Genomic DNA, 20745 nt, shown 5'->3' with positions numbered 1-20745 from the left:
AAAACCTCCAGTTGTCTCCGTCCCAGTATGCCAAGCGCACTGGTCCGGGGCAGTGGAACGCGACACAATCGATGCGAACCAGCTCAATCGCGGACAGCACGAATGCAGCATTCCAGCACGTGAGCGGCAGATAAAATCCCGCCAGTTTCGGGCAAGTAATGAAATCGCGACGCTGAACGTCGTCACATGGCAGGCCCGCGCGGTACATACTTGGCGTGGAACTAAACTTGCAAGCAATGGTTATGCCTATTTTTGACACAGAAGCTGCCCTGGACGCGTCGCAGCCCAGGCCCCTCGGACTGAGCACGCCCCAGCCCGGGGTTTTCGACGCCGAAACCACGCAGAACCATTCGGTGAACGTGGCCGTTTTCGCTCCGGACCTGGACCGGGTGGAAGTGGTGTTCCAAGCACCAGGCGAACCTTGGCGCGCGCATATTCTGTCCAATGTGCAGGACGGCGTGCACTTCGGCCTTGTGGACGGCATGCCGCCGGGCACCCGCTACGGTTTCCGCGCTGCCCCCAGCGAGGGTGGCCTCCCTCTGTCCATCCCGGCTTTGGACCTGGACGACGACGGTGACCAACCGCTGCTGCTCGATCCCTACGGCCGCGCGGTGGACCAGCGGGGCGAGTTCCTGACAAGCGTTCACGTGGATACAGGCTTTGATTGGGGCGACGATCATCCGCCCCGGACGCCCATGCGTACATCGGTGATCTATGAGGCCCACGTCCGCGGCCAAACCATGCTCCATCCGGACATCCCGGAGCACCTCCGCGGGACGTACGCGGGCATGGCGCATCCTGTGATGATCCAGCATCTCACTGAACTCGGCATCACTGCTGTCCAGCTCCTGCCCATCCATTTCCACCTGGATGAGTCCCACCTTCAGGACCTGGGCATGACCAATTACTGGGGCTACAACACGGCCGCCTTCTTTGCTCCCCACGCCGACTACGCCACGGAGGCGGCTCGCAGTGCGGGTCCCCACGCGGTGCAGGATGAGCTCAAGGGGATGATCAAACTGCTCCATGCGGCGGGGATCGAGGTCATCCTGGACGTGGTGTACAACCACACCGCCGAGGCCGGGCCTGACGGGCCGCCGCTGAGCTTCCGCGGTTTGGCAGAGAAGCGTTATTACCGGCACGATGCCCATGGCCGCTACCTGGACACCACCGGATGCGGCAACACCTTGGATTTCAGTGATCCCGTAGTGGTGGATCTGGCACTGGATTCCTTGCGGTACTGGGTAAATGACTTCCATGTGGACGGTTTCCGCTTCGACCTCGCAGTGACACTGTGCCGGGATGCCAGCAACACTTTCGATCCCCAGCACCCCTTCTTGCAAGCAATTGCCGAGGACCCGGTGCTCTCTGCGGTCAAGCTGATCGCCGAACCTTGGGATGTTGGCTACGGTGGCTGGCAGACCGGCCGTTTCCCGCAGGGATGGTCTGACTGGAATGACCACTTCCGCGATGGCGTCCGAAGCTTCTGGCTGTCCGACCGGGCTGCCATGGAGGCCGGTGGACATGGTGGCTCGGTGGCGTCTTTGGCTGAGCTCATGGCGGGCTCTGCCAATCTCTTCGCATCATCCGGCCGCACCCGCCTTGCCAGCGTCAACTTCATCACCGCCCATGACGGCTTCACCCTCAAAGACCTGGTCAGCTACGACCGCAAGCACAATGAGGCCAACGGCGAGCAGAACCGCGACGGACACGGCGACAACCGAAGCTACAACCATGGTTTCGAGGGCCGGAGCGAGAACGAGGCCATCGTGGCTGCCCGGTCACTGTCCATCCGCAACCTTATGGCGACGTTGCTGCTGTCCATTGGCGTTCCCATGATCACAGCCGGTGACGAGATCGGGCGTACACAGCAGGGCAACAACAACGCCTACTGCCAGGACAATCCCACGGCATGGCTGGACTGGAGCCGGACCCAGGAAGCCAACGCCATGTTCAGGACTACCCGTGAACTGGTCCGACTCCGGCGCTGGTTCCTGCGTCACCAACCTGAAAGCTTCCCCGGGCAGGCCAACGACTCGAGCCTTCAGTGGTTTGACGACAAGGGTAAGAAGATGACTCCGGCGCGCTGGAATGATCCCACCGTCCGCTCGGTCCAGCTGCTGATGGGCCACGAGGACAGTGAAATCCGGGGCTTGATTGTGGTGAACGGAAGCAACCAGGACGTAAAAATGGTCTTGCCGGAGATCCTGAGCGAGTCGGGCATCGGGAAGCGCATGTTTGAGCTGCGCTTTACCACCTCGGTTTTGCACGACCGACGAAAGGGCGCGTTGGTGGCTTCGGGCGAGCGGGATATCCTGCAAGCCAACACCATCAACATCTACCGCACGTAGCCAACCAACCATCGAGGGGAGCCCACCGGATGAACCGCAACCGCAGCAAACTGGTGGCCTTCGCGGGGCTGGTGATTGCCGTCGTCGTGCTGGTGGTCGCCATGGTCGGCGGCGGCTCACTGACGACGCAAAGCACGACGACGGCACCTGGCTCCACGGCAGCGTCACCAGCTGCTGCCGTTACCAATCCGGCAGCTGCTAGCCCGGCTGTCGCCAACCCTTCCACGCTGCCCACCATCAATGCTTCGCAGTTGCCCAAGGAAGCGCGCCAAACCCTTGCCCTGATTGCGAAGGGCGGCCCGTACCCTTACGACCGCGACGGCGTGAACTTCGGCAACTTCGAGGGTTTGCTGCCTAAGAAGTCCGGCGGTTTCTACAAGGAATACACCGTGCCCACGCCGGGAGAGTCTGACCGGGGTGCCCGCCGGATCATTGTGGGCAAGGACTCCGCCAAGTACTACACCCCTGACCATTACGAGTCGTTCATGTTTATCGTCGAAGGCAAATAGAGGAGCCCATGAAAATCTACTCCGCGGACACCTGGACCCTCGAAGAACTGCAAGAGCAGATCTCCGACGCCGGCCGAAGGACACTTCTGGTCCCGCCGGCAACCACAAAGCAGGCAGTACTCGAGGTCTTCGGCCAGGTCCTCGATTTCCCCGAGTACTACGGCGTGAACCTCGACGCCCTAAACGACTCATTGCACGACTACGCCGACGCCCTCTCGGAGGACGACGGAAGCCCCGTCACTATGCTCTGGCAGGTCCCCGCGGCCTACCGTACGGACCGGTCCTTCGGTGTTGTCTGCGAAATCCTCCAAGACGCCGAGCGCTACGCCGGACGAGACCTGGCCGTCATCGCGGTCTTCGAGAATTAGTCGGGCCAGCGGGCCTAACTGCACCGGCGTCCTACCCTTGTGGGCACGCGCCCGAAGAGGCAACTTCATTGGCTGGTCTTACGGGCAGCTGCGATGTAATCAGCGTTGGTTTCCCACGTGAGCTATGACTACCGCCGAAATTCACTTAAGTGGTGCATGCAACTCATTCGTGACGCGAAACATTGAATATTTCTATAATTATCCCGATTATTTCAAAAGTTTGAAATTAAAAGTGTTGAGCGATATGTTCTTGGCGAGGCACACTATCTGCCTCGCCACTTGCGTATTGGGGAACACGCGGAGTTAATTGCTGGCCTCAAGTCGCACCAGCCAAATGAGGACCAAGATATGAAAAAGCCCACACGGGCCGCCATGGGTTGGTACGTGCCGTTCCTGGGAACGTGGAATGACAACATCAGCAGTTTTCACCGTGGCTGAACATAGCATGCGCTTCGATCTACACTAACTGAGCGCGCTTGTGCTTTGACCTGCCAATTAGAGTTTCGGCAGGTCAAAGTTGCTTTCCGGGAACAGGCCCGGGTACCCAATCGAGGCACAAAAAAGATTGGACGCGAAAAGTGTCGATAAGAATTCCTGAACGTCGGGCACGCTGGAATAGCTACATCGCTCCCGCTCTTGCCATAGGCGTAACCTTGGCTATCTCATCTTGTTCCGGAAGTCCGGATGCGTCAATCGCGCCGGATCCATCTGGGAAAGTGAAGCTGGATTATGAGAACTCCCTGATAATTTTCCCAGTTGATGTATATAGAATTTCGGCCAGTGATCGCGCGCAAATTCTCCTTGCGAGGGAAGTCATCATGACTACATGCATGAAGAAATATGGCTTCATAGATGATCCGAATGCAGCTTATCCGAAGGCGGAAAATCGGAACTTCGGGGTGTGGAACGTTGACCGTGTGAGGCAGCACGGCTTCCGGCTTATTGGAGAAGACGGTCCATCGAACCAGAAGCATGATGAGGCAGGCGAGTGGGGGGACGCCCGATATGAGTGTCTCGCCAGCGAAAAGAGCAGGATCGAAGAAATCACTCCCCCCGACGATCTGATGAATGGCGGGGCAGCGGCTGAGATCGCTTTGAAAAGCCTCAGCATGGCATCAGAAACTGATGCTTGGAAGGATGCCAAGGAGAACTGGGACAAGTGCATCTCAGCGGCAGGCTTGACGCCGGGGCGGGACGCCGATAAAGCCAAGTGGTCGAGCCAGCAGTCCTTTGACCTGCAGATGAGGGCAGATCAGCAAAACCCGTCGGCATCGGATGCCGCCGAGGGCATCCGAATCGCTACGGTTGAGGCCGAATGTAATCAAAAAGTCCAGCTAACTCAAACGCTTGGTGATATTCAGGCAAGCTACCAGCTGCCCCTCATCAGACAGAACGAGGCAGTTCTTACTGAACTCAAGAAGAAGAGCCAGAAGTACGTGGATGTCGCTCAGAAGTTCTTGAAAGAGACGCAGTGATCCATAAAAAACCTCGGCAGGGGGCGGCAGCCGTCGGCTTATCTCGAATCTCGCGACGGTGGCTTGTCGTCCTGTTAGCAGTCACCGCAGCCATGTCCGCCGGAGTGGGCTTGCTGGCTGGAACAATCTTTGGTCGTTCAGAGATCATTCGGCCAGAGGACTCGATGGCTGACGTCCCGGTCTATGCAAAGGTTGAGAACCGCATCGTCGATGACCGTCTTGCATTCTCCGGAGTTATCAAATCCGGCCCGGCAGTGCCAATCCAGATCGATCTGGAGGGACAAGAACCGATTGTCGTGCGCCAGACACTTCAGGCTGGGGAGGCGCTAAAGTGGGGCGACCTGGCTGGTGTAGTCTCTGGCAAGCCCTATTTCGTGCTGCCAGGTCCGCTCCCGTTGTATCGTGATCTCTCACTAGGCGATGAGGGAGATGACGTCTCGGCTTTGCAACGGGCGCTGATGCAGGTGGGGTATCTCTCTTACGAAACTGGTCACATGGACAGCGCAACCATGGAAGCTGCATCCTCGTTCTTTGCTAGCGAGGGATTCACCTTGAGCAGCGGAAGAAAAACTGCCGTGAAAAATCGTCAGGTCGAACCTAGTGCTACACCCGAAGCCCCTGCACTAGACGACTCGAAAACCCCTGAGGTGACGATCCCGTACAGGCAACTGATAGTCCTCCCCGTCGCCAGTACGACCGTCGTCTCCGCTCTGGAGGTAGGGCAGAAGGTTACGGCCGAAAGCCCTCTCGCCAGGTTCCAGGCCGAAGACAACTTCGTCGAGTTCATCGCTGAGGTCCAGCAGGCTGGATTCCTCAAGACTGGGCAGGAAGTCTCTGTCAGGGTCGTGGAGAAGCTAGTGACCGGACGGATAACTTCAGTAGGTCCATTCACGGATGTGGGGAATGGACAGCGCGCGGGACATGCCGTGATGGTGGAACCTACCAACAAGGCAGATCTTGCCCTATTGACTCCCAACTTAAGCGTCACTGTGGCTGGCCAGGGTACTGCGGAGCAGGCCCTCGCTGTACCGTTATCTGGCATTCGACAGGATGCCGGAGGGACCTACGTTCTTAGAAGCTCGCCGGACGATAGAGCTTCGAAGGTCTCTGCAACGCGTGTCCCTGTAACGGTTCTTCGGTCAGGGGGAGGTTTCGCCGCAGTCTCTGGCGACCTCGCCCAAGGAGACGAGGTCCAAATATCGTGACGGTTTTACGATCGAAGCGACTAGCTGGCACAGCGGAATCTACGGACTCGGATGACGCATTGGCCATCAGCCTGCAGAGAGTTTCCCGCACCTTTCCCGGCGCCGAGGCCCCGGCTCTATTGGACGTCTCACTGGCTATTGAGTGCGGTGAGTTCGTTTCCATTGTGGGCCCTTCAGGCTCTGGGAAATCGACACTTTTGAACATCATGGGCTTGTTGGATAGAGCAAGCTCGGGGAGCCTCGCTATTCGTGGGCAGGCCGTCGAGACCGCATCGGAACGAAGCCTTGACACGGTGCGGCTACATCGGATTGGGTTCGTTTTCCAGTCCTCGAACGTCATCGGTGACGACAGTGTGATCAGTAACGCAGCAATCGGATTGCGTGTCCAAGGTGTGCCGATGGATGAACGGGCCGCAGCTGCCTTGGACGCGCTGGAGTTCGTTGGGCTGGTGCATAAGCGCAAGGTCCAAGCGAAGCTCCTCTCAGGCGGTGAGCGACAACGACTTGCCATAGCACGAGCGATTGCGACGCACCCGCAGATCATCCTAGCCGACGAACCGACAGGCAATCTTGATTCCAACAACAGCAGTCGGGTCATCGAATACCTTCGGAAGCTCAACTCCGGAGGCGTCACAGTGATCATCATCACCCACGATTTGGATGTGGCGAATCAAACAGATCGCCAGATTGAAATCCGGGACGGTCGAATCAGCCGTGATGTCAAAGACAATTCTCAAATAAGACGGAATCTTCTCGTCCCGTCCGCCCCATCGCCTCTCGATGCATCAAGCCAGCAGACTTGGGTATCCCGCATCGCGCGCTCCCTACTGGATGATTGGGGCGATGCATTTACCGCCCTCTCCGCTCGTGCTCTCCGAACAATGCTTCTTATCACCGCGTTCGCGATTGCTATTGGCGGGATGACGGGCGCCCTTGGCATCAGTTCGACCACTTCGAATGCCATAAATAATCGGCTGGCAATCGCGTCACAGGATCGGCTGTCCATCTCCGTCGGAGGCGGACCTGCTGTGCTTCGAGACGATTTCGATGGACTTCGTTCCGGGGTAGATCGAATCGCCAGCCTTCCTCATGTAGTTGGCGCATCCTATGTGTACTCAGCTGTACCGGCAGACGTACGTATTACGCGAGTTGGACCCACCGACCTGGAACCCGAAACACCTTTGTCACTTCATTCCTCCTCGAAGACCTACTTCAATGACTTCGAAATGCAGCTATTTCCCCACAACAGCCGAAGTGCCCTCGACGACCCACGAGCGGGTCCTCTCGCAGTAGTCTCGACCAAGGCAGCAATTGCGCTCGACGTCCCGTACAGCAAGCAAACCGGACCGTCGGCAGGGGCGAGCATTTGGATCGATGACCGACTTGTGCCGGTTGTTGGCGTATTCGACCCCGGCTCAAATTTTCCTGAGTACACTAACTCCGTATTCGTGGATGCCAGTGTCATGAGTGCTGTCTCCAGAGCAGAACTAAAAATTCAAGTTCGAACCGAAAAGGGCTTCTCCGCTGCGATCGCGCGAGTGGCTCCGCTGGCATACTCGCCGAGCGACCCAGGGAAGGCAAGGGTAGACGTCACGGCCGATATTCAGTCGATCAGGCAGGGTGTCTCAAATGATCTCGGGTCACTCATCGCATTGCTATCCCTTGTCCTGATGCTCCTGGCTGTCATCACGGCGGCGTCCGCGATGTACCTGACCGTTCAGAACCGATCGGAGGAGATAGCGCTGCGACGAGCGATCGGTTCAAGTCGATGGCTAATTTGCCGCTCCTTTATCTTGGAGGGCTTAATCGTGGGAATTACAGCAGGTTCACTCGGCGGCATCATCGGAAACTTGACCACGCTTTGTGTCTCTTGGATCCAGACCTGGCCGCCCGTGTTGCCCCCAGAGCTTTGGCTGGTTGGACTCTTCCTCGGGGCGGCCACCGGCATTCTAAGCGCCATATACCCTGCATGGGTCGCCAGTCGTAAAGATCCCGCTATTGCCATTCGCGGCTAGAGAATGAGGGTGAAAAGGAGTCATGCTGCCCTGAGCCCTGCTCCGACGTCGCTGGCCCGTTTATCCGTTATTGGGCAACAACGGAACAGCGGGCCAGGAACGTCCCGGAGGACAAAGATCTAGGCGTTCGCGATCAATCCCAGTTCAGCTTTGGAAGCCAACGCCGTGTGCTTCGGGAACACCCGTACGGTGTAGCCGAAGGACCCTGAGCGGTTGATCACCAGAGAGCCGCTGAACAGGTGGCGTCCGCCGCCGAGATCTTCCAGGGAGTCCAGTTCGGCTACCACGATGTCCTCGAGCTCGTCGGTTTCTTCCGCGCGGCCGAAGGCTACTTCCACGGTGACGTCGTCCGGGGTGAGGTTGTTGAGGGCCACGTAGGCGTTGACTTGGAGTGCGTCGCCCACCTGGGGTTCCTCGGAGACGCCCACGGAGTCAACGTGTTCCACCACTACCTCGGGCCAGGCGTTCCGAACCTTGGAAGTCCAGGCAGCGAGTTCCTTGGCTTCCTTGAAGGACTCGGCAACAGCGCGTCGTCCGGACACAGCGGCCGGGCAGTAGAGGTTGTTGACGTAGTCGTGGAGCATGCGTTCTGCAGAAACTGCGGGGCCCAGGTTAGCCAGCGTGTGCTTGATCATGGACACCCAGTGTGTGGGCACTGTCTCACGGCTGGATTCGGATGGACCTGCTGCTCCGGCGCCTTGGGACACCGTGGTGCCGTAGAAGCGCGGTGCTACCTGGGTTTCCAGCAGCTCGTAGAGTGCTGATGCCTCGATGTCGTCGCGCTCCTCGGAGGACGCGTTGTTGTTGGCTGTGGGGATTGCCCAGCCGTTCTCGCCGTCGTACATTTCGTCCCACCAGCCGTCCAGGACGGAGAGGTTGAGCGAACCGTTGATGGCGGCCTTCATGCCGGAGGTGCCGCAGGCTTCCAGCGGTCGGAGCGGGTTGTTGAGCCAGACGTCGCAGCCCGGGAACAGTGTCCTCGCCATGGCGATGTCGTAGTTGGGCAGGAACACGATCCTGTGCCGGACCTGGGGGTCGTCCGTGAACTTGACCAGGTCCTGGATCATTTTCTTGCCGGCGTCGTCTGCGGGGTGTGACTTGCCCGCGATGACCAACTGGATGGGGTGTTTGGGGTCAAGCAGCAGGGCCTTCAAACGGGCAGGGTCGCGCAGCATGAGCGTAAGCCGCTTGTAGGTGGGCACACGGCGTGCGAATCCGATCGTGAGGACGTCGGGGTCCAGTACGGAGTCGGTCCAGCCGAGTTCGGCATCGGCAGCGCCACGCTTCTTCCATGATGCCCGGAGCCGGCGTCGGACGTCGTCGATGAGTTGTGCGCGGAGTTCGCGGCGGAGCGACCAGACGTCCTCGTCGCTGACGTTGTAGGCCAGGTCCCAGCGTCCCAGTGCTTCGGCTTCCGCACCGAACTGGTTCCGTGCCAGGGATGAGATGCGGGGATCCACCCAGGTGGGTACGTGGACGCCGTTGGTAACGGAGGTGATGGGGATTTCGGAGTGGTCGAATCCTGGCCAGAGCCCGGCAAACATTTCGCGGGACACCACGCCGTGGAGCTTGGCCACGCCGTTGGCGCGCTGCGCGAGGCGCAGGCCCATCACGGCCATGTTGAAAACGGAAGGGTTGCCGCCGTCGAAGTTTTCGCGGCCGAGTTCCAGAATGCGGTCGGTGGGCACGGCGGGTGCCAGGCCGGCTTCGAAGAAGTGCTTGATCTGCACGGTCTCGAAACGGTCGATGCCGGCCGGTACGGGCGTGTGCGTCGTGAAGACGGTGGACGCGCGTCCTGCGGCGAGGGCCTCGTCCCAGCTGAGGGGCTGGTTGGCGTCGGACATCGCTTCCTGGATGCGTTCGATCCCCAGGAACCCTGCGTGGCCTTCGTTGGTGTGGAAGACTTCCGGAGCGGGCGTGCCGGTGAGCTCCTGGTAGACGCGCAGCGCCTTGACGCCGCCCATGCCCAGGAGGAGTTCCTGCTGCAGGCGGTGGTCCCCGCCGCCGCCGTAGAGGCGGTCGGTGATACCGCGCGCGGCTTCGTCGTTGGAGGGGACGTTGGAGTCCAGCAGCAGCAGCGGAACGCGTCCGACGTCGGCACGCCATACATGTGCGTGAAGCTCGCGGCCGTTGGGCAGCGGGAGGGAAATGTGGACGGGTTTGCCTTGGCCACCGTCCTTGGCCGGGTGGCGGAGCAGCGTCAGGGGGAGTCCGTCGGGGTCCAGCACGGGATAGGTTTCCTGCTGCCAAGCGTCGCGCGACAGCGACTGCTTGAAGTATCCGGCTTGGTACAGCAACCCGACGCCGATCAGCGGGACGCCGAGGTCGGAGGCAGCCTTGAGGTGGTCCCCGGCGAGGATTCCGAGGCCGCCCGAGTACTGCGGGAGGACTTCGGTGATGCCGAATTCGGGCGAGAAGTACGCGATGCAGGCCGGAGCGTCTTCGCCCAGGCTTTGGTACCAGCGCGGTTCGCTGAGGTAGCGGTCCAGGTCAGCCGCGGCGTGCTGCACGCGTTCCACAACCTCGCCATTGTTGGCCAGATCCTGCAGCTGTTCACGGCTGATCGACCCCAGGAGGGCTATGGGGTCGTGCTGCGATGCCTCCCAGAGAGCCGGGTTGAGGCTCGCAAAAAGTTCCCGTGTGGGCCGGTGCCAGGACCAGCGCAGATTGGTCGCCAAACGGGCCAATGGCCGGATGGGCTCGGGGAGGACGGTACGGACTGTAAACCTTCGAATAGCCTTCACGAGCGCCACACTAACGGACTCACATGGCAGTCGGAACTGCATTGGGTTTCTTTTAGGTAAAAGACATCTTGCGTCGAGCAGAAAGGTCGTGTGCTTAGCATTCTGTGATGTTTCTCGCTAACGTCGTGCTTGTGACGAATACCGTGCGAACCATCACCGCTCTGAAATCCAAGACGAAAACGGACATCACCGACGGACTTCGGTTCGGTCGGTTCCCCATCACGGCCGTTCAACCGGTAGTCGAGGGTGGCCGTTTCCCGGCGAAGGCCTTGCCTGGCGAGGACCTCGTTGTCGGCGCCACAGTCTTCCGTGAAGGCCATGACCAGCTTGGCGTGTCCGCTGTGCTGCTCGATCCCAGGGGCAAGGAGCGCCAGAGCGTTCGCCTGACCCCGGCACAGGGGGAGCAGTGGAAAGGCCTGGACCGCTGGGAGGGTTTGATCACGCCAAGCGGCACCGGCGCCTGGTCTTTCGTCATCGAGGCTTGGCATGACCGCTATGGCACTTGGCACCACAACGCCGAGGTCAAGGTGGGGGCAGGCATTGACGTCGAGTTGATGCTCGCCGAGGGCGCTGCCCTCCTGGCAGAGGCAGCCGACGACGCCGGGCGCAGCGCTGTGGAGAAGCGCACCTTGCGTGCCGCTTCCGTCGTGCTGGCCGACACTACCAAGACCGCCGAGGAGCGCCTTGGCGCCGGTTTCAGCGCGGAGGTGCTTGCCGCCGTCGGACGCCTTCCGATCCGCGAGCTGGTGACAGTCTCAGAGCGTTTCCCGCTTCAGGTGGAGCGTGACCTCGCCGGCCGCGGTTCCTGGTACGAGTTCTTCCCACGCTCCGAGGGCGCTGTGTTGGACCACTCCACTGGTGTGTGGACTTCGGGCAATTTCCGCACGGCAGCCAAAAGGCTCGACGCCGTGGCGGACATGGGCTTCGACATCATCTACCTGCCGCCCATTCACCCGATCGGTTTCCAGCACCGCAAGGGCCGTAACAACACGTTGACGCCAGGACCCCAAGATCCAGGTTCGCCGTGGGCGATCGGGTCCAAGGACGGTGGCCACGACGCCATCCACCCGGAACTGGGGACGTTTGAGGACTTTGACGCGTTCGTGGCCCGCGCCAACGAGCTGGGACTCGAAGTTGCTTTGGACCTCGCCCTGCAGGCAGCTCCGGACCACCCTTGGGTCACGTCCAACCCCGAATGGTTCACCACGCGCGTGGACGGCTCCATCGCGTACGCAGAAAACCCGCCGAAGAAGTACCAGGACATTTATCCCCTGAACTTCGACAATGACCCGGCCGGCCTTTCCAAGGAAATCCTGCGGATCGTGCAGCTGTGGATCAGCCACGGCGTCAAGGTTTTCCGCGTGGACAATCCCCATACCAAGCCCGTGTGGTTCTGGGAATGGTTGATCGGCAAGATCAACAAAAAGAACCCTGAGGTTGTATTCCTGGCGGAAGCCTTCACACGCCCGCCGATGATGCATGCTTTGGGCCGGGCAGGATTCCAGCAGTCTTACACCTACTTCACGTGGCGGAACACCAAGACGGAGTTGGAGCAGTACTTCCACGAGGTCAGCCACGAGACAGCGGCATTCTTCCGGCCGAACTTCTTCGTGAACACCCCGGACATCCTCACCGAGTACCTGCAGTACGGTGGTCCGGCCGCATTCCGCATCCGGGCCGCGTTGGCAGCTACGGCAAGCCCGCTGTGGGGCGTCTACGCCGGTTATGAGTTGTACGAGCACGTGGCCCGTCCGGGCGCCGAGGAGTACATAGACAACGAAAAGTACGAGTACAAGGCGAGGGACTGGGAAGGTGCTGCTGAGTCAGGGCGCACCTTGGCGCCGTACATCACCAGGCTCAACACCATCCGCAAGAACCACCTGGCCTTGGGCGACCTGCAGAACCTGACGCTGCACAGCAGTACCGACGACGCAACGATTGTGTACTCCAAGCACAAGACGCTCCCGGACGGCACCAAGGACACTTTGATCATTGTGGTCAACGTGGATCCTCACAGCACCCGCGAAAGCACGGTGTCCCTGGACTTGGAAGCCCTGCAACTGGACCCCTCGGACTTCAATGAGGACGGCCGGTTCCGGGTGGACGACTTGATCAGCGGCGAGAGCTGGGAATGGGGCGAGCACAACTACGTCCGCCTGGATGCCCACGTTGAGCCGGCACACATACTGAGCATCCGGAGGCAGCCTTAGTGAGTTTTTCTCCGCAGAACCCCAGCCAGTACTTCACTCCGAAGAACACCTTCGAGTTGAACGCCCCAGGTCTCCAGCATGATCCGCACTGGTACCGCAAGGCAGTCTTCTATGAGGTACTGGTGCGGGCCTTTGCGGACGCCAACGGGGATGGTTCCGGCGACTTCCACGGCCTGATCGAGAAACTGGATTACCTCCAGTGGCTGGGCGTTGACTGCCTGTGGTTGCCGCCGTTCTTCCATTCCCCGTTGCGCGATGGCGGTTATGACATCGCGGACTATACGTCCGTGCTGGACGAGTTCGGCACCATCAGCGATTTCAAGCGCTTGGTTGCCGAGGCCCACGCCCGTGGCGTCCGGGTGATCATCGACCTGCCGTTGAACCACACCTCGGACCAGCATCCCTGGTTCCAGGAGTCGCGCAAAGATCCGACGGGTCCCTACGGCGATTTCTACGTGTGGAGCGATACGGACGAGAAGTACCAGGACGCACGCATCATCTTCGTTGACACCGAAGAATCCAACTGGACGTTCGATCCCATCCGTCGCCAGTTCTTCTGGCATCGCTTCTTCAGCCACCAGCCTGACCTGAACTTCGAGAACCCCAAGGTGGTGGAGGCGCTCTATGACGTCATCCGGTTCTGGCTCGACCAGGGCATCGATGGCTTCCGTGCCGACGCCATTCCCTACCTGTTCGAAGAAGACGGCACCAACTGCGAGAACTTGCCGGCAACTCACACGTTCCTGCAGGACCTGCGGCGGATGGTGGATTCGAACTACCCCGGCAGGGTGATCATTGCCGAGGCAAACCAACCCCCGCATGAAGTGGTGGAGTATTTTGGCACCGAGGAAGCCCCTGAATGCCACATGGCCTTCCATTTCCCCATCATGCCGCGGCTGTACTACGCCTTGCGGGACCAGAAGGCTGCGCCGATCATCGAGACCTTGCGGAACACCCCGGCGATCCCCAAGGGGGCACAGTGGGGGACCTTCCTGCGGAACCACGATGAACTGACGCTGGAGATGGTGCCCGCGGAAGAGCGTGCCGCCATGCTCGGCTGGTATGCCCCTGATCCCCGGATGCGGGCCAACATCGGCATACGCCGACGTTTGGCACCGCTGCTGGATAACTCCCGCGCCGAGATTGAGCTCATCAACGCTTTGCTGCTTTCCCTTCCTGGCAGCCCATTCCTGTACTACGGGGATGAGATCGGTATGGGAGACAACATCTGGCTCGATGACCGCGATGCCGTCCGTACCCCGATGCAGTGGAACCCCGACCGCAATGCGGGTTTCTCCGGAGCCGATCCGGGCAAGCTCTACCTTCCGGTCATACAGTCGCTGGTTTACAACTACAGCATGGCCAACGTTGAGGCCGAGGCCGCACACTCCGGTTCGCTGCTGCGCTGGACCCGCCAGATCCTCAGCGTCCGGAAAAACCACCCGGTGTTTGGTTTAGGTGGCTTCCGGCATATCGAGGCGGACCACGAGGTGGTGCTGGCTTATGTCCGGGAGTTGCCGGCGGGCAACCCGGAAGGGGAGGACGCGGAAACTATTCTTTGCGTTTTCAACCTCTCCCAGCACCCCGTGGCGGCGACCTTGGACGTGCCTGAGTTTGCAGGCCGCGGCCTGCGCGATATTTTCGGCGGCCAGCCATTCCCGGCCGTCGGGGACAACGGTCATCTGACCGTGATGCTGGGCAGCCACAGCTTCTATTGGCTGCGGGTCCGCTCGGCATCTTCCAACCCCTCGTCGCCTTTTACCCAGGCGATTCCCGTGGTGACCTCCAAAGGATGAGATGAGCAAGGAAAACTTGAACCCCTCCATTGAAGGACTTCTCCGGAACTGGCTTCCAGGCAAGCGCTGGTTCCCGGTCAAGAGCCCCGACTTTGCGCTGGAGCAGGTGGGTGGCTTCCGACTCCCGGATACCGGCGGAGAGGCCGGGCTGGAAATTGTGTTGTTGGCGGTGACTCACCGAACGGCCGACGGCGGTCCGCGGACGGACGTCGTCCAGGTCCCGTTGAGCTACCGGAGCCAGCCGCTGGCGGACGCGCCCACAGCCTTGCTGGGGGAGTTTACGGATCCTGAATTGGGGCTGCGTCTGGTGTACGACGCCGTCTACGATGCGGATTTTGCCACTGCTTGGCTGGAACTTATGCGCAGTGAAGGAACTGTGACTGCTGAAGGGAAGGCGGGTGGTGCCCAGGGGCACCTCACGAGTGGCCGCGTCGCCCTCCCGAAAAGTCCTACCTCCGTAAAAGTCCTGTCCGGGGAACAGTCCAACACGTCCGTCATTATTGACGACGGCGACTCCGCAGCGATCGTCAAAATCTTCCGTGTGCTTGCCGACGGCAAGAATCCCGAAGTGGAACTTGGTGCCGCCCTGACGGCAGCCGGGACCAGTGAGGTTCCCGCGACGCTCGGATGGATTACCGGCTCGTGGGATGGGCCGGCGTCGAACGGTTCCATAGCGGCCACGGGCGAGCTGACTGTCGCCCACGAATTCCTCGTCGGAGGTCTGGATGCCTGGCGCCTGGCAGTAGAGGCCGCAGCAGCCGGCAGAGATTTCACGGCAGAAGCCCGCGGGCTCGGGGCTGCCACTGCCACGGTTCACGCCAGGCTCGCAGAAACGTTCGGTACCCAGGACGGACAGGAACAGGGCCCGGACATCATCGCGTCGGTGGCCCGGCGGGTCCGTGGATCGTGGGCGGAAGCCGCCTCCGCCGTCGGGCCCTATGACGACAACCTGGATGAGCTGCTCGCGGCCCTGGATCCCCGTGACGTTGGCCAGTTGCAGCGCGTCCACGGCGACCTCCATCTGGGACAGATCCTTTTGGTTCCCGGCGCTGAAGGGCAGCCGGGACGATGGGCCATCCTCGACTTTGAAGGCGAGCCGCTCCGGACCATCGATGAACGCAATACTCCCGATTTGCCCCTGCGGGACGTCACGGGCATGCTGCGTTCATTCGACTACGCAGCCGGTGCCGCCACGCGCGAAAACGAAAAAGCGGCCGTCAAGGTGCCTGAAACCTGGGTGGATGACTGCGCTGCCGCGTTCCTTGAGGGTTACAGCGAAGTCACCCCGGGAACCATAGACCGCCGCTCGCCGCTCTTTGTGGCATTGTGGCTGGACAAGGCCTTATACGAGGTTGTTTACGAGTTGCGGAACCGGCCCGACTGGCTGTCGATTCCGGTAAACGCATCGCGACGAATCCTCGACAACACAAGCCGCGGCAAGCATGCGGCAGCTACAGCGGAAGGTAATGACATGACTGGCTCTGCACGCACCGAACGGCCCCGAGTTCCCCTGCACGTGGACTCCGAGACCTTGGAACGCGTAGCTACCGGCGCTTACCACGCGCCGCACTCAGTGCTTGGCGCACACTTGGACGATCATGGCCACGTCACTGTCCGTACAGTGAAGCACCTCGCAAAGTCCGTGGCTGTAGTGACCGAAGCCGGCCGCACCGAAATGACGCATGAGGCCCACGGCGTCTGGACTGCGGTCCTGGAACCGCTGCAGGCCGGCCACGTGCCTGACTACCGTTTGGAAGTGGTCTACGACGCCGAACCCGTCACCATCGATGACCCGTACCACTACCTGCCTACCGTGGGTGAGGTGGACCTGCACCTGATCGGTGAAGGTCGCCACGAGCGTCTCTGGGATGTCTTGGGTGCGCACGTCCAGCACTACCGCTCTGTATTGAGCGAGGTGGACGGAGTCTCCTTCGCCGTCTGGGCCCCGAACGCCCAAGCCGTCCGCGTGAAGGGTGACTTCAATGGGTGGGATGGCCGTTCCCACGGAATGCGTTCGCTGGGTTCCTCCGGTGTCTGGGAGCTCTTCATCCCGGGCGTTGTAGCAGGGGCGTGCTACAAATACGAGATCCTGACCAAGGCCGGTCACTGGGTAGAGAAAGCCGACCCCTTGGCGTTCGGAACCGAGGTTCCGCCGCTGACTGCCTCACGCGTGGTGGACGCCAGCTACCGGTTCAAGGACGCGGACTGGATGAATGCCCGCGCCCAGAAGGACCCGCACAACTCGCCCATGAGCGTCTACGAGGTCCACTTGGGCTCTTGGCGGCTGGGCCTTGGCTACAAGGAACTCGCCAAAGAACTCGTGGAATACGTGAAGTGGCTTGGGTTCTCCCACGTTGAGTTCATGCCGGTTGCGGAGCACCCCTTTGGTGGTTCGTGGGGCTACCAGGTGACGTCCTACTTCGCGCCGACCTCACGGTTCGGACACCCGGACGAGTTCCGGTTCCTGGTGGATTCGCTCCACCAGGCCGGCATCGGCGTCCTTCTCGACTGGGTCCCTGCACACTTCCCCAAGGATTCCTGGGCCTTAGCGCAATTCGACGGCCAGGCTCTGTATGAGCACTCCGATCCCGCGCTGGGTGAACACCCGGACTGGGGAACACTGATCTTCGACTTCGGACGCAGCGAAGTCCGGAACTTCCTGGTGGCCAATGCGCTGTACTGGCTGGAGGAATTCCACATTGATGGCCTGCGGGTGGATGCCGTGGCCTCCATGATCTACCTGGACTACTCCCGTGAGGAAGGACAGTGGCGGCCCAACAAGTTCGGTGGGCGCGAGAACCTCGAAGCCATTTCCTTTATGCAGGAAGTCAATGCCACCGTCTACAAGTCGCACCCCGGCGCCATCATCATCGCCGAGGAATCCACGGCATTCCCGGGTGTCACGGCGCCCACCAACCACGGCGGGCTGGGCTTCGGGCTCAAATGGAACATGGGCTGGATGCATGATTCGCTCAAGTACATTTCCGAGGACCCCATCAACCGCAAGTGGCACCACGGCACCATCACGTTCTCCATGGTCTATGCCTTCACCGAGAACTTCCTGCTGCCCATTAGCCACGACGAGGTAGTTCACGGCAAGGGCTCCATGCTGCGCAAGATGCCCGGTGATCGCTGGCAGCAGCTGGCGAACCTGCGTGCCTTCTTCGCTTACCAGTGGGCGCATCCGGGCAAGCAGCTCATCTTCATGGGTACGGAGTTCGGCCAGGAAGCAGAGTGGTCCGAGCAGTACGGACTCGATTGGTTCCTTGCAGACATTCCTGCGCACCGCGGACTGCAGCTGCTGGTCAAGGATCTTAATGAGCTATACAAGGCGACGCCGGCCCTTTACCAGCGGGACAACGAAGCCGGCGGTTTTCAGTGGATCAACGGTGCAGACGCGGATCACAACGTTCTGACCTTCATCCGTTGGGATCACGATGGCAAGCCGTTGGTCTGCGCAGTGAACTTCTCGGGTGGTCCTCACAAGGACTACGTCCTGGGCGTGCCGGCAGCAGGGGAGTGGACAGAAGTGCTGAACACCGACTCCGAAACATATGGCGGCTCGGGGGTTGTCAACGCAGGATCGTTGAAGGCTTCGACTCCCGGGACTGACGGCCAGCCTGCAGCGTTGACCGTCACGCTACCTCCGCTTGGTGCCTCATGGTTCGCGCCGGCAGAGTAATTCCTTAGGGAAGAGGGCCCGGAAGCCATGGCTTCCGGGCCCTCTTCCCTTTGTTTCCGGGGATCTTGCTCGTTTGAGGAGCCGTGTCGCTGCAGGGTTTTGCCATCCCGGGGAAGTAGGGGTATAGTTAGTACCCGCGCTGCTCCACGAGTAGAGATCGCAAGCTGACAAGAAACCGCAAGGAAAAATCACGTCACGCTTGCCGATTTGACTCGGAGGGAGCTAGCCGGTAAGTTTGAAAAGTTGCTCCGGAGCGATCCTGGGACCCTGTTGGGGGTTTTGGTGGTGCCGGTAGTGTCTGTTGTTTGAGAACTCAATAGTGTGCCAAGTTTGTTGATACCGATTGTTTTTCAATTGGTTGAAATTATGGCTGGACCCTGCGCACCCCCGTGTGTGGTGGTCTGGTTTTCAGCTGGTTTCGAATTTTGTGCAGCCGTGTTTGCCGTTATTTCCGGTGGGTGTGGTTGTGTCTGTTTGGTTTTGTTTTACTTCAACGGAGAGTTTGATCCTGGCTCAGGATGAACGCTGGCGGCGTGCTTAACACATGCAAGTCGAACGATGATCCCAGCTTGCTGGGGGATTAGTGGCGAACGGGTGAGTAACACGTGAGTAACCTGCCCTTGACTCTGGGATAAGCCTGGGAAACTGGGTCTAATACCGGATACGACCATCTGGCGCATGTCATGGTGGTGGAAAGCTTTTGTGGTTTTGGATGGACTCGCGGCCTATCAGCTTGTTGGTGGGGTAATGGCCTACCAAGGCGACGACGGGTAGCCGGCCTGAGAGGGTGACCGGCCACACTGGGACTGAGACACGGCCCAGACTCCTACGGGAGGCAGCAGTGGGGAATATTGCACAATGGGCGAAAGCCTGATGCAGCGACGCCGCGTGAGGGATGACGGCCTTCGGGTTGTAAACCTCTTTCAGTAGGGAAGAAGCCGCAAGGTGACGGTACCTGCAGAAGAAGCGCCGGCTAACTACGTGCCAGCAGCCGCGGTAATACGTAGGGCGCAAGCGTTATCCGGAATTATTGGGCGTAAAGAGCTCGTAGGCGGTTTGTCGCGTCTGCTGTGAAAGACCGGGGCTCAACTCCGGTTCTGCAGTGGGTACGGGCAGACTAGAGTGCAGTAGGGGAGACTGGAATTCCTGGTGTAGCGGTGAAATGCGCAGATATCAGGAGGAACACCGATGGCGAAGGCAGGTCTCTGGGCTGTAACTGACGCTGAGGAGCGAAAGCATGGGGAGCGAACAGGATTAGATACCCTGGTAGTCCATGCCGTAAACGTTGGGCACTAGGTGTGGGGGACATTCCACGTTTTCCGCGCCGTAGCTAACGCATTAAGTGCCCCGCCTGGGGAGTACGGCCGCAAGGCTAAAACTCAAAGGAATTGACGGGGGCCCGCACAAGCGGCGGAGCATGCGGATTAATTCGATGCAACGCGAAGAACCTTACCAAGGCTTGACATGAACCGGAAAGACCTGGAAACAGGTGCCCCGCTTGCGGTCGGTTTACAGGTGGTGCATGGTTGTCGTCAGCTCGTGTCGTGAGATGTTGGGTTAAGTCCCGCAACGAGCGCAACCCTCGTTCTATGTTGCCAGCGCGTGATGGCGGGGACTCATAGGAGACTGCCGGGGTCAACTCGGAGGAAGGTGGGGACGACGTCAAATCATCATGCCCCTTATGTCTTGGGCTTCACGCATGCTACAATGGCCGGTACAAAGGGTTGCGATACTGTGAGGTGGAGCTAATCCCAAAAAGCCGGTCTCAGTTCGGATTGGGGTCTGCAACTCGACCCCATGAAGTCGGAGTCGCTAGTAATCGCAGATCAGCAACGCTGCGGTGAATACGTTCCCGGGCCTTGTACACACCGCCCGTCAAGTCACGAAAGTTGGTAACACCCGAAGCCGGTGGCCTAACCCTTGTGGGGGGAGCCGTCGAAGGTGGGACCGGCGATTGGGACTAAGTCGTAACAAGGTAGCCGTACCGGAAGGTGCGGCTGGATCACCTCCTTTCTAAGGAGCTGCTAACAGCTGTGTTGTTTGCCTGCATGGGTGAATGACGGGTTGTCAGTGTTGCCCATTGCGCAGGCGTCTGTTCTGCGGTGGGTGCTCATGGGTGGAATATCAACGAATCAAACTTGTTTGGCATGGCCTTTACCGGTTGTGTCCTGGTGTCAGTACGGCAGCATCTGTGTCCCTTTTTGGGGGTGTGGTGTTGTCAGGAAAGCTGCCGGGGCGTGCGGTTGTGGGGGTTGTGTTTGGCGCACTGTTGGGTCCTGAGGCAACAGGACCTTTTTGCAGCAATGCAGGGGGGCACTTCTGGTGTTTCTTTTGTTCCTGCTTCCGGTACTTGCCATCTGTCCGCTTTTGCGGGGTGGTGGTGGTCTGGT

10 protein-coding genes and 1 rRNA gene are annotated in these 20745 nt (G+C 60.1%); 10 read left to right on the top strand and 1 reads right to left on the bottom strand.

Annotated features, from left to right (window positions below):
• The first annotated feature begins 236 nt into the window (after positions 1-236).
• The 6 genes from glgX to AC0J5Z_RS19565 all read left to right on the top strand — a co-directional run bounded on the left by glgX (position 237) and on the right by AC0J5Z_RS19565 (position 7923).
• Positions 237-2351 carry a glycogen debranching protein GlgX gene (gene glgX / locus AC0J5Z_RS19590; protein ID WP_475035676.1) on the top strand — a complete coding sequence of 705 codons (2115 nt, stop codon included), beginning with the start codon at positions 237-239 and terminating at the stop codon, positions 2349-2351.
• Between the two features lie 29 nt (positions 2352-2380).
• Entirely contained in the window at positions 2381-2860 is a 480-nt protein-coding gene (locus AC0J5Z_RS19585) for a guanyl-specific ribonuclease (protein ID WP_475035675.1), read from the top strand.
• 8 nt (positions 2861-2868) lie between these two features.
• The gene (locus AC0J5Z_RS19580; RefSeq protein ID WP_017198045.1) at positions 2869-3228 is read left to right on the top strand and encodes a barstar family protein; all 360 of its coding nucleotides are present in this window, start codon (positions 2869-2871) and stop codon (positions 3226-3228) included.
• Positions 3229-3881: 653 nt separating this feature from the next.
• Positions 3882-4703, top strand: coding sequence for a hypothetical protein (locus tag AC0J5Z_RS19575; protein WP_475035674.1), 822 nt, complete (start codon positions 3882-3884; stop codon positions 4701-4703).
• Positions 4704-4867: 164 nt separating this feature from the next.
• Positions 4868-5908: a hypothetical protein gene (locus tag AC0J5Z_RS19570; protein WP_475035673.1), complete on the top strand. Its 1041-nt coding sequence runs from the start codon at positions 4868-4870 to the stop codon at positions 5906-5908.
• Between the two features lie 59 nt (positions 5909-5967).
• Positions 5968-7923: an ABC transporter ATP-binding protein/permease gene (locus AC0J5Z_RS19565; RefSeq protein WP_475035672.1), complete on the top strand. Its 1956-nt coding sequence runs from the start codon at positions 5968-5970 to the stop codon at positions 7921-7923.
• 119 nt (positions 7924-8042) lie between these two features.
• On the opposite strand, the gene glgP is transcribed toward AC0J5Z_RS19565, so the two are convergent.
• Positions 8043-10667 (bottom strand): alpha-glucan family phosphorylase, encoded by a 2625-nt coding sequence (gene glgP, locus AC0J5Z_RS19560; protein ID WP_475035671.1) that lies wholly within the window; start codon positions 10665-10667, stop codon positions 8043-8045.
• A gap of 104 nt (positions 10668-10771) precedes the next feature.
• Between glgP and AC0J5Z_RS19555 the strand changes: the two genes are divergently transcribed.
• The 4 genes from AC0J5Z_RS19555 (at position 10772) to AC0J5Z_RS19540 (ending at position 20368) form a co-directional block, all read left to right on the top strand.
• On the top strand, positions 10772-12877 hold the full coding sequence (locus AC0J5Z_RS19555) for an alpha-1,4-glucan--maltose-1-phosphate maltosyltransferase (RefSeq protein WP_475035670.1): 2106 nt from the start codon (positions 10772-10774) through the stop codon (positions 12875-12877).
• A complete protein-coding gene (gene treS, locus AC0J5Z_RS19550; RefSeq protein WP_475035669.1) occupies positions 12877-14673 on the top strand; it encodes a maltose alpha-D-glucosyltransferase in 1797 nt (598 codons plus the stop codon). Before AC0J5Z_RS19555 ends, treS begins: the two co-directional genes overlap by 1 nt.
• A gap of 1 nt (position 14674) precedes the next feature.
• Entirely contained in the window at positions 14675-18355 is a 3681-nt protein-coding gene (locus AC0J5Z_RS19545) for a 1,4-alpha-glucan branching enzyme (RefSeq protein ID WP_475035668.1), read from the top strand.
• Positions 18356-18845: 490 nt separating this feature from the next.
• Positions 18846-20368 (top strand): 16S ribosomal RNA (locus tag AC0J5Z_RS19540).
• Positions 20369-20745 lie beyond the last annotated feature (377 nt).

Source organism: Paenarthrobacter sp. TRD_SC_7 (assembly GCF_056156245.1).
Note: the sequence above shows the minus strand (reverse complement) of the source record. Positions and strands in the feature narration are given on the sequence as shown.

What these genes read in the sequence shown, in the direction of transcription:
- AC0J5Z_RS19585 (WP_475035675.1), top strand. Translation starts at nt 2,381, where the DNA reads ATGAACCGCAACCGCAGCAAACTGGTGGCCTTCGCGGGGCTGGTGATT.
- AC0J5Z_RS19580 (WP_017198045.1), top strand. Translation starts at nt 2,869, where the DNA reads ATGAAAATCTACTCCGCGGACACCTGGACCCTCGAAGAACTGCAAGAG.
- glgX (WP_475035676.1), top strand. Translation starts at nt 237, where the DNA reads ATGGTTATGCCTATTTTTGACACAGAAGCTGCCCTGGACGCGTCGCAG.
- AC0J5Z_RS19570 (WP_475035673.1), top strand. Translation starts at nt 4,868, where the DNA reads ATGGCTGACGTCCCGGTCTATGCAAAGGTTGAGAACCGCATCGTCGAT.
- AC0J5Z_RS19545 (WP_475035668.1), top strand. Translation starts at nt 14,675, where the DNA reads ATGAGCAAGGAAAACTTGAACCCCTCCATTGAAGGACTTCTCCGGAAC.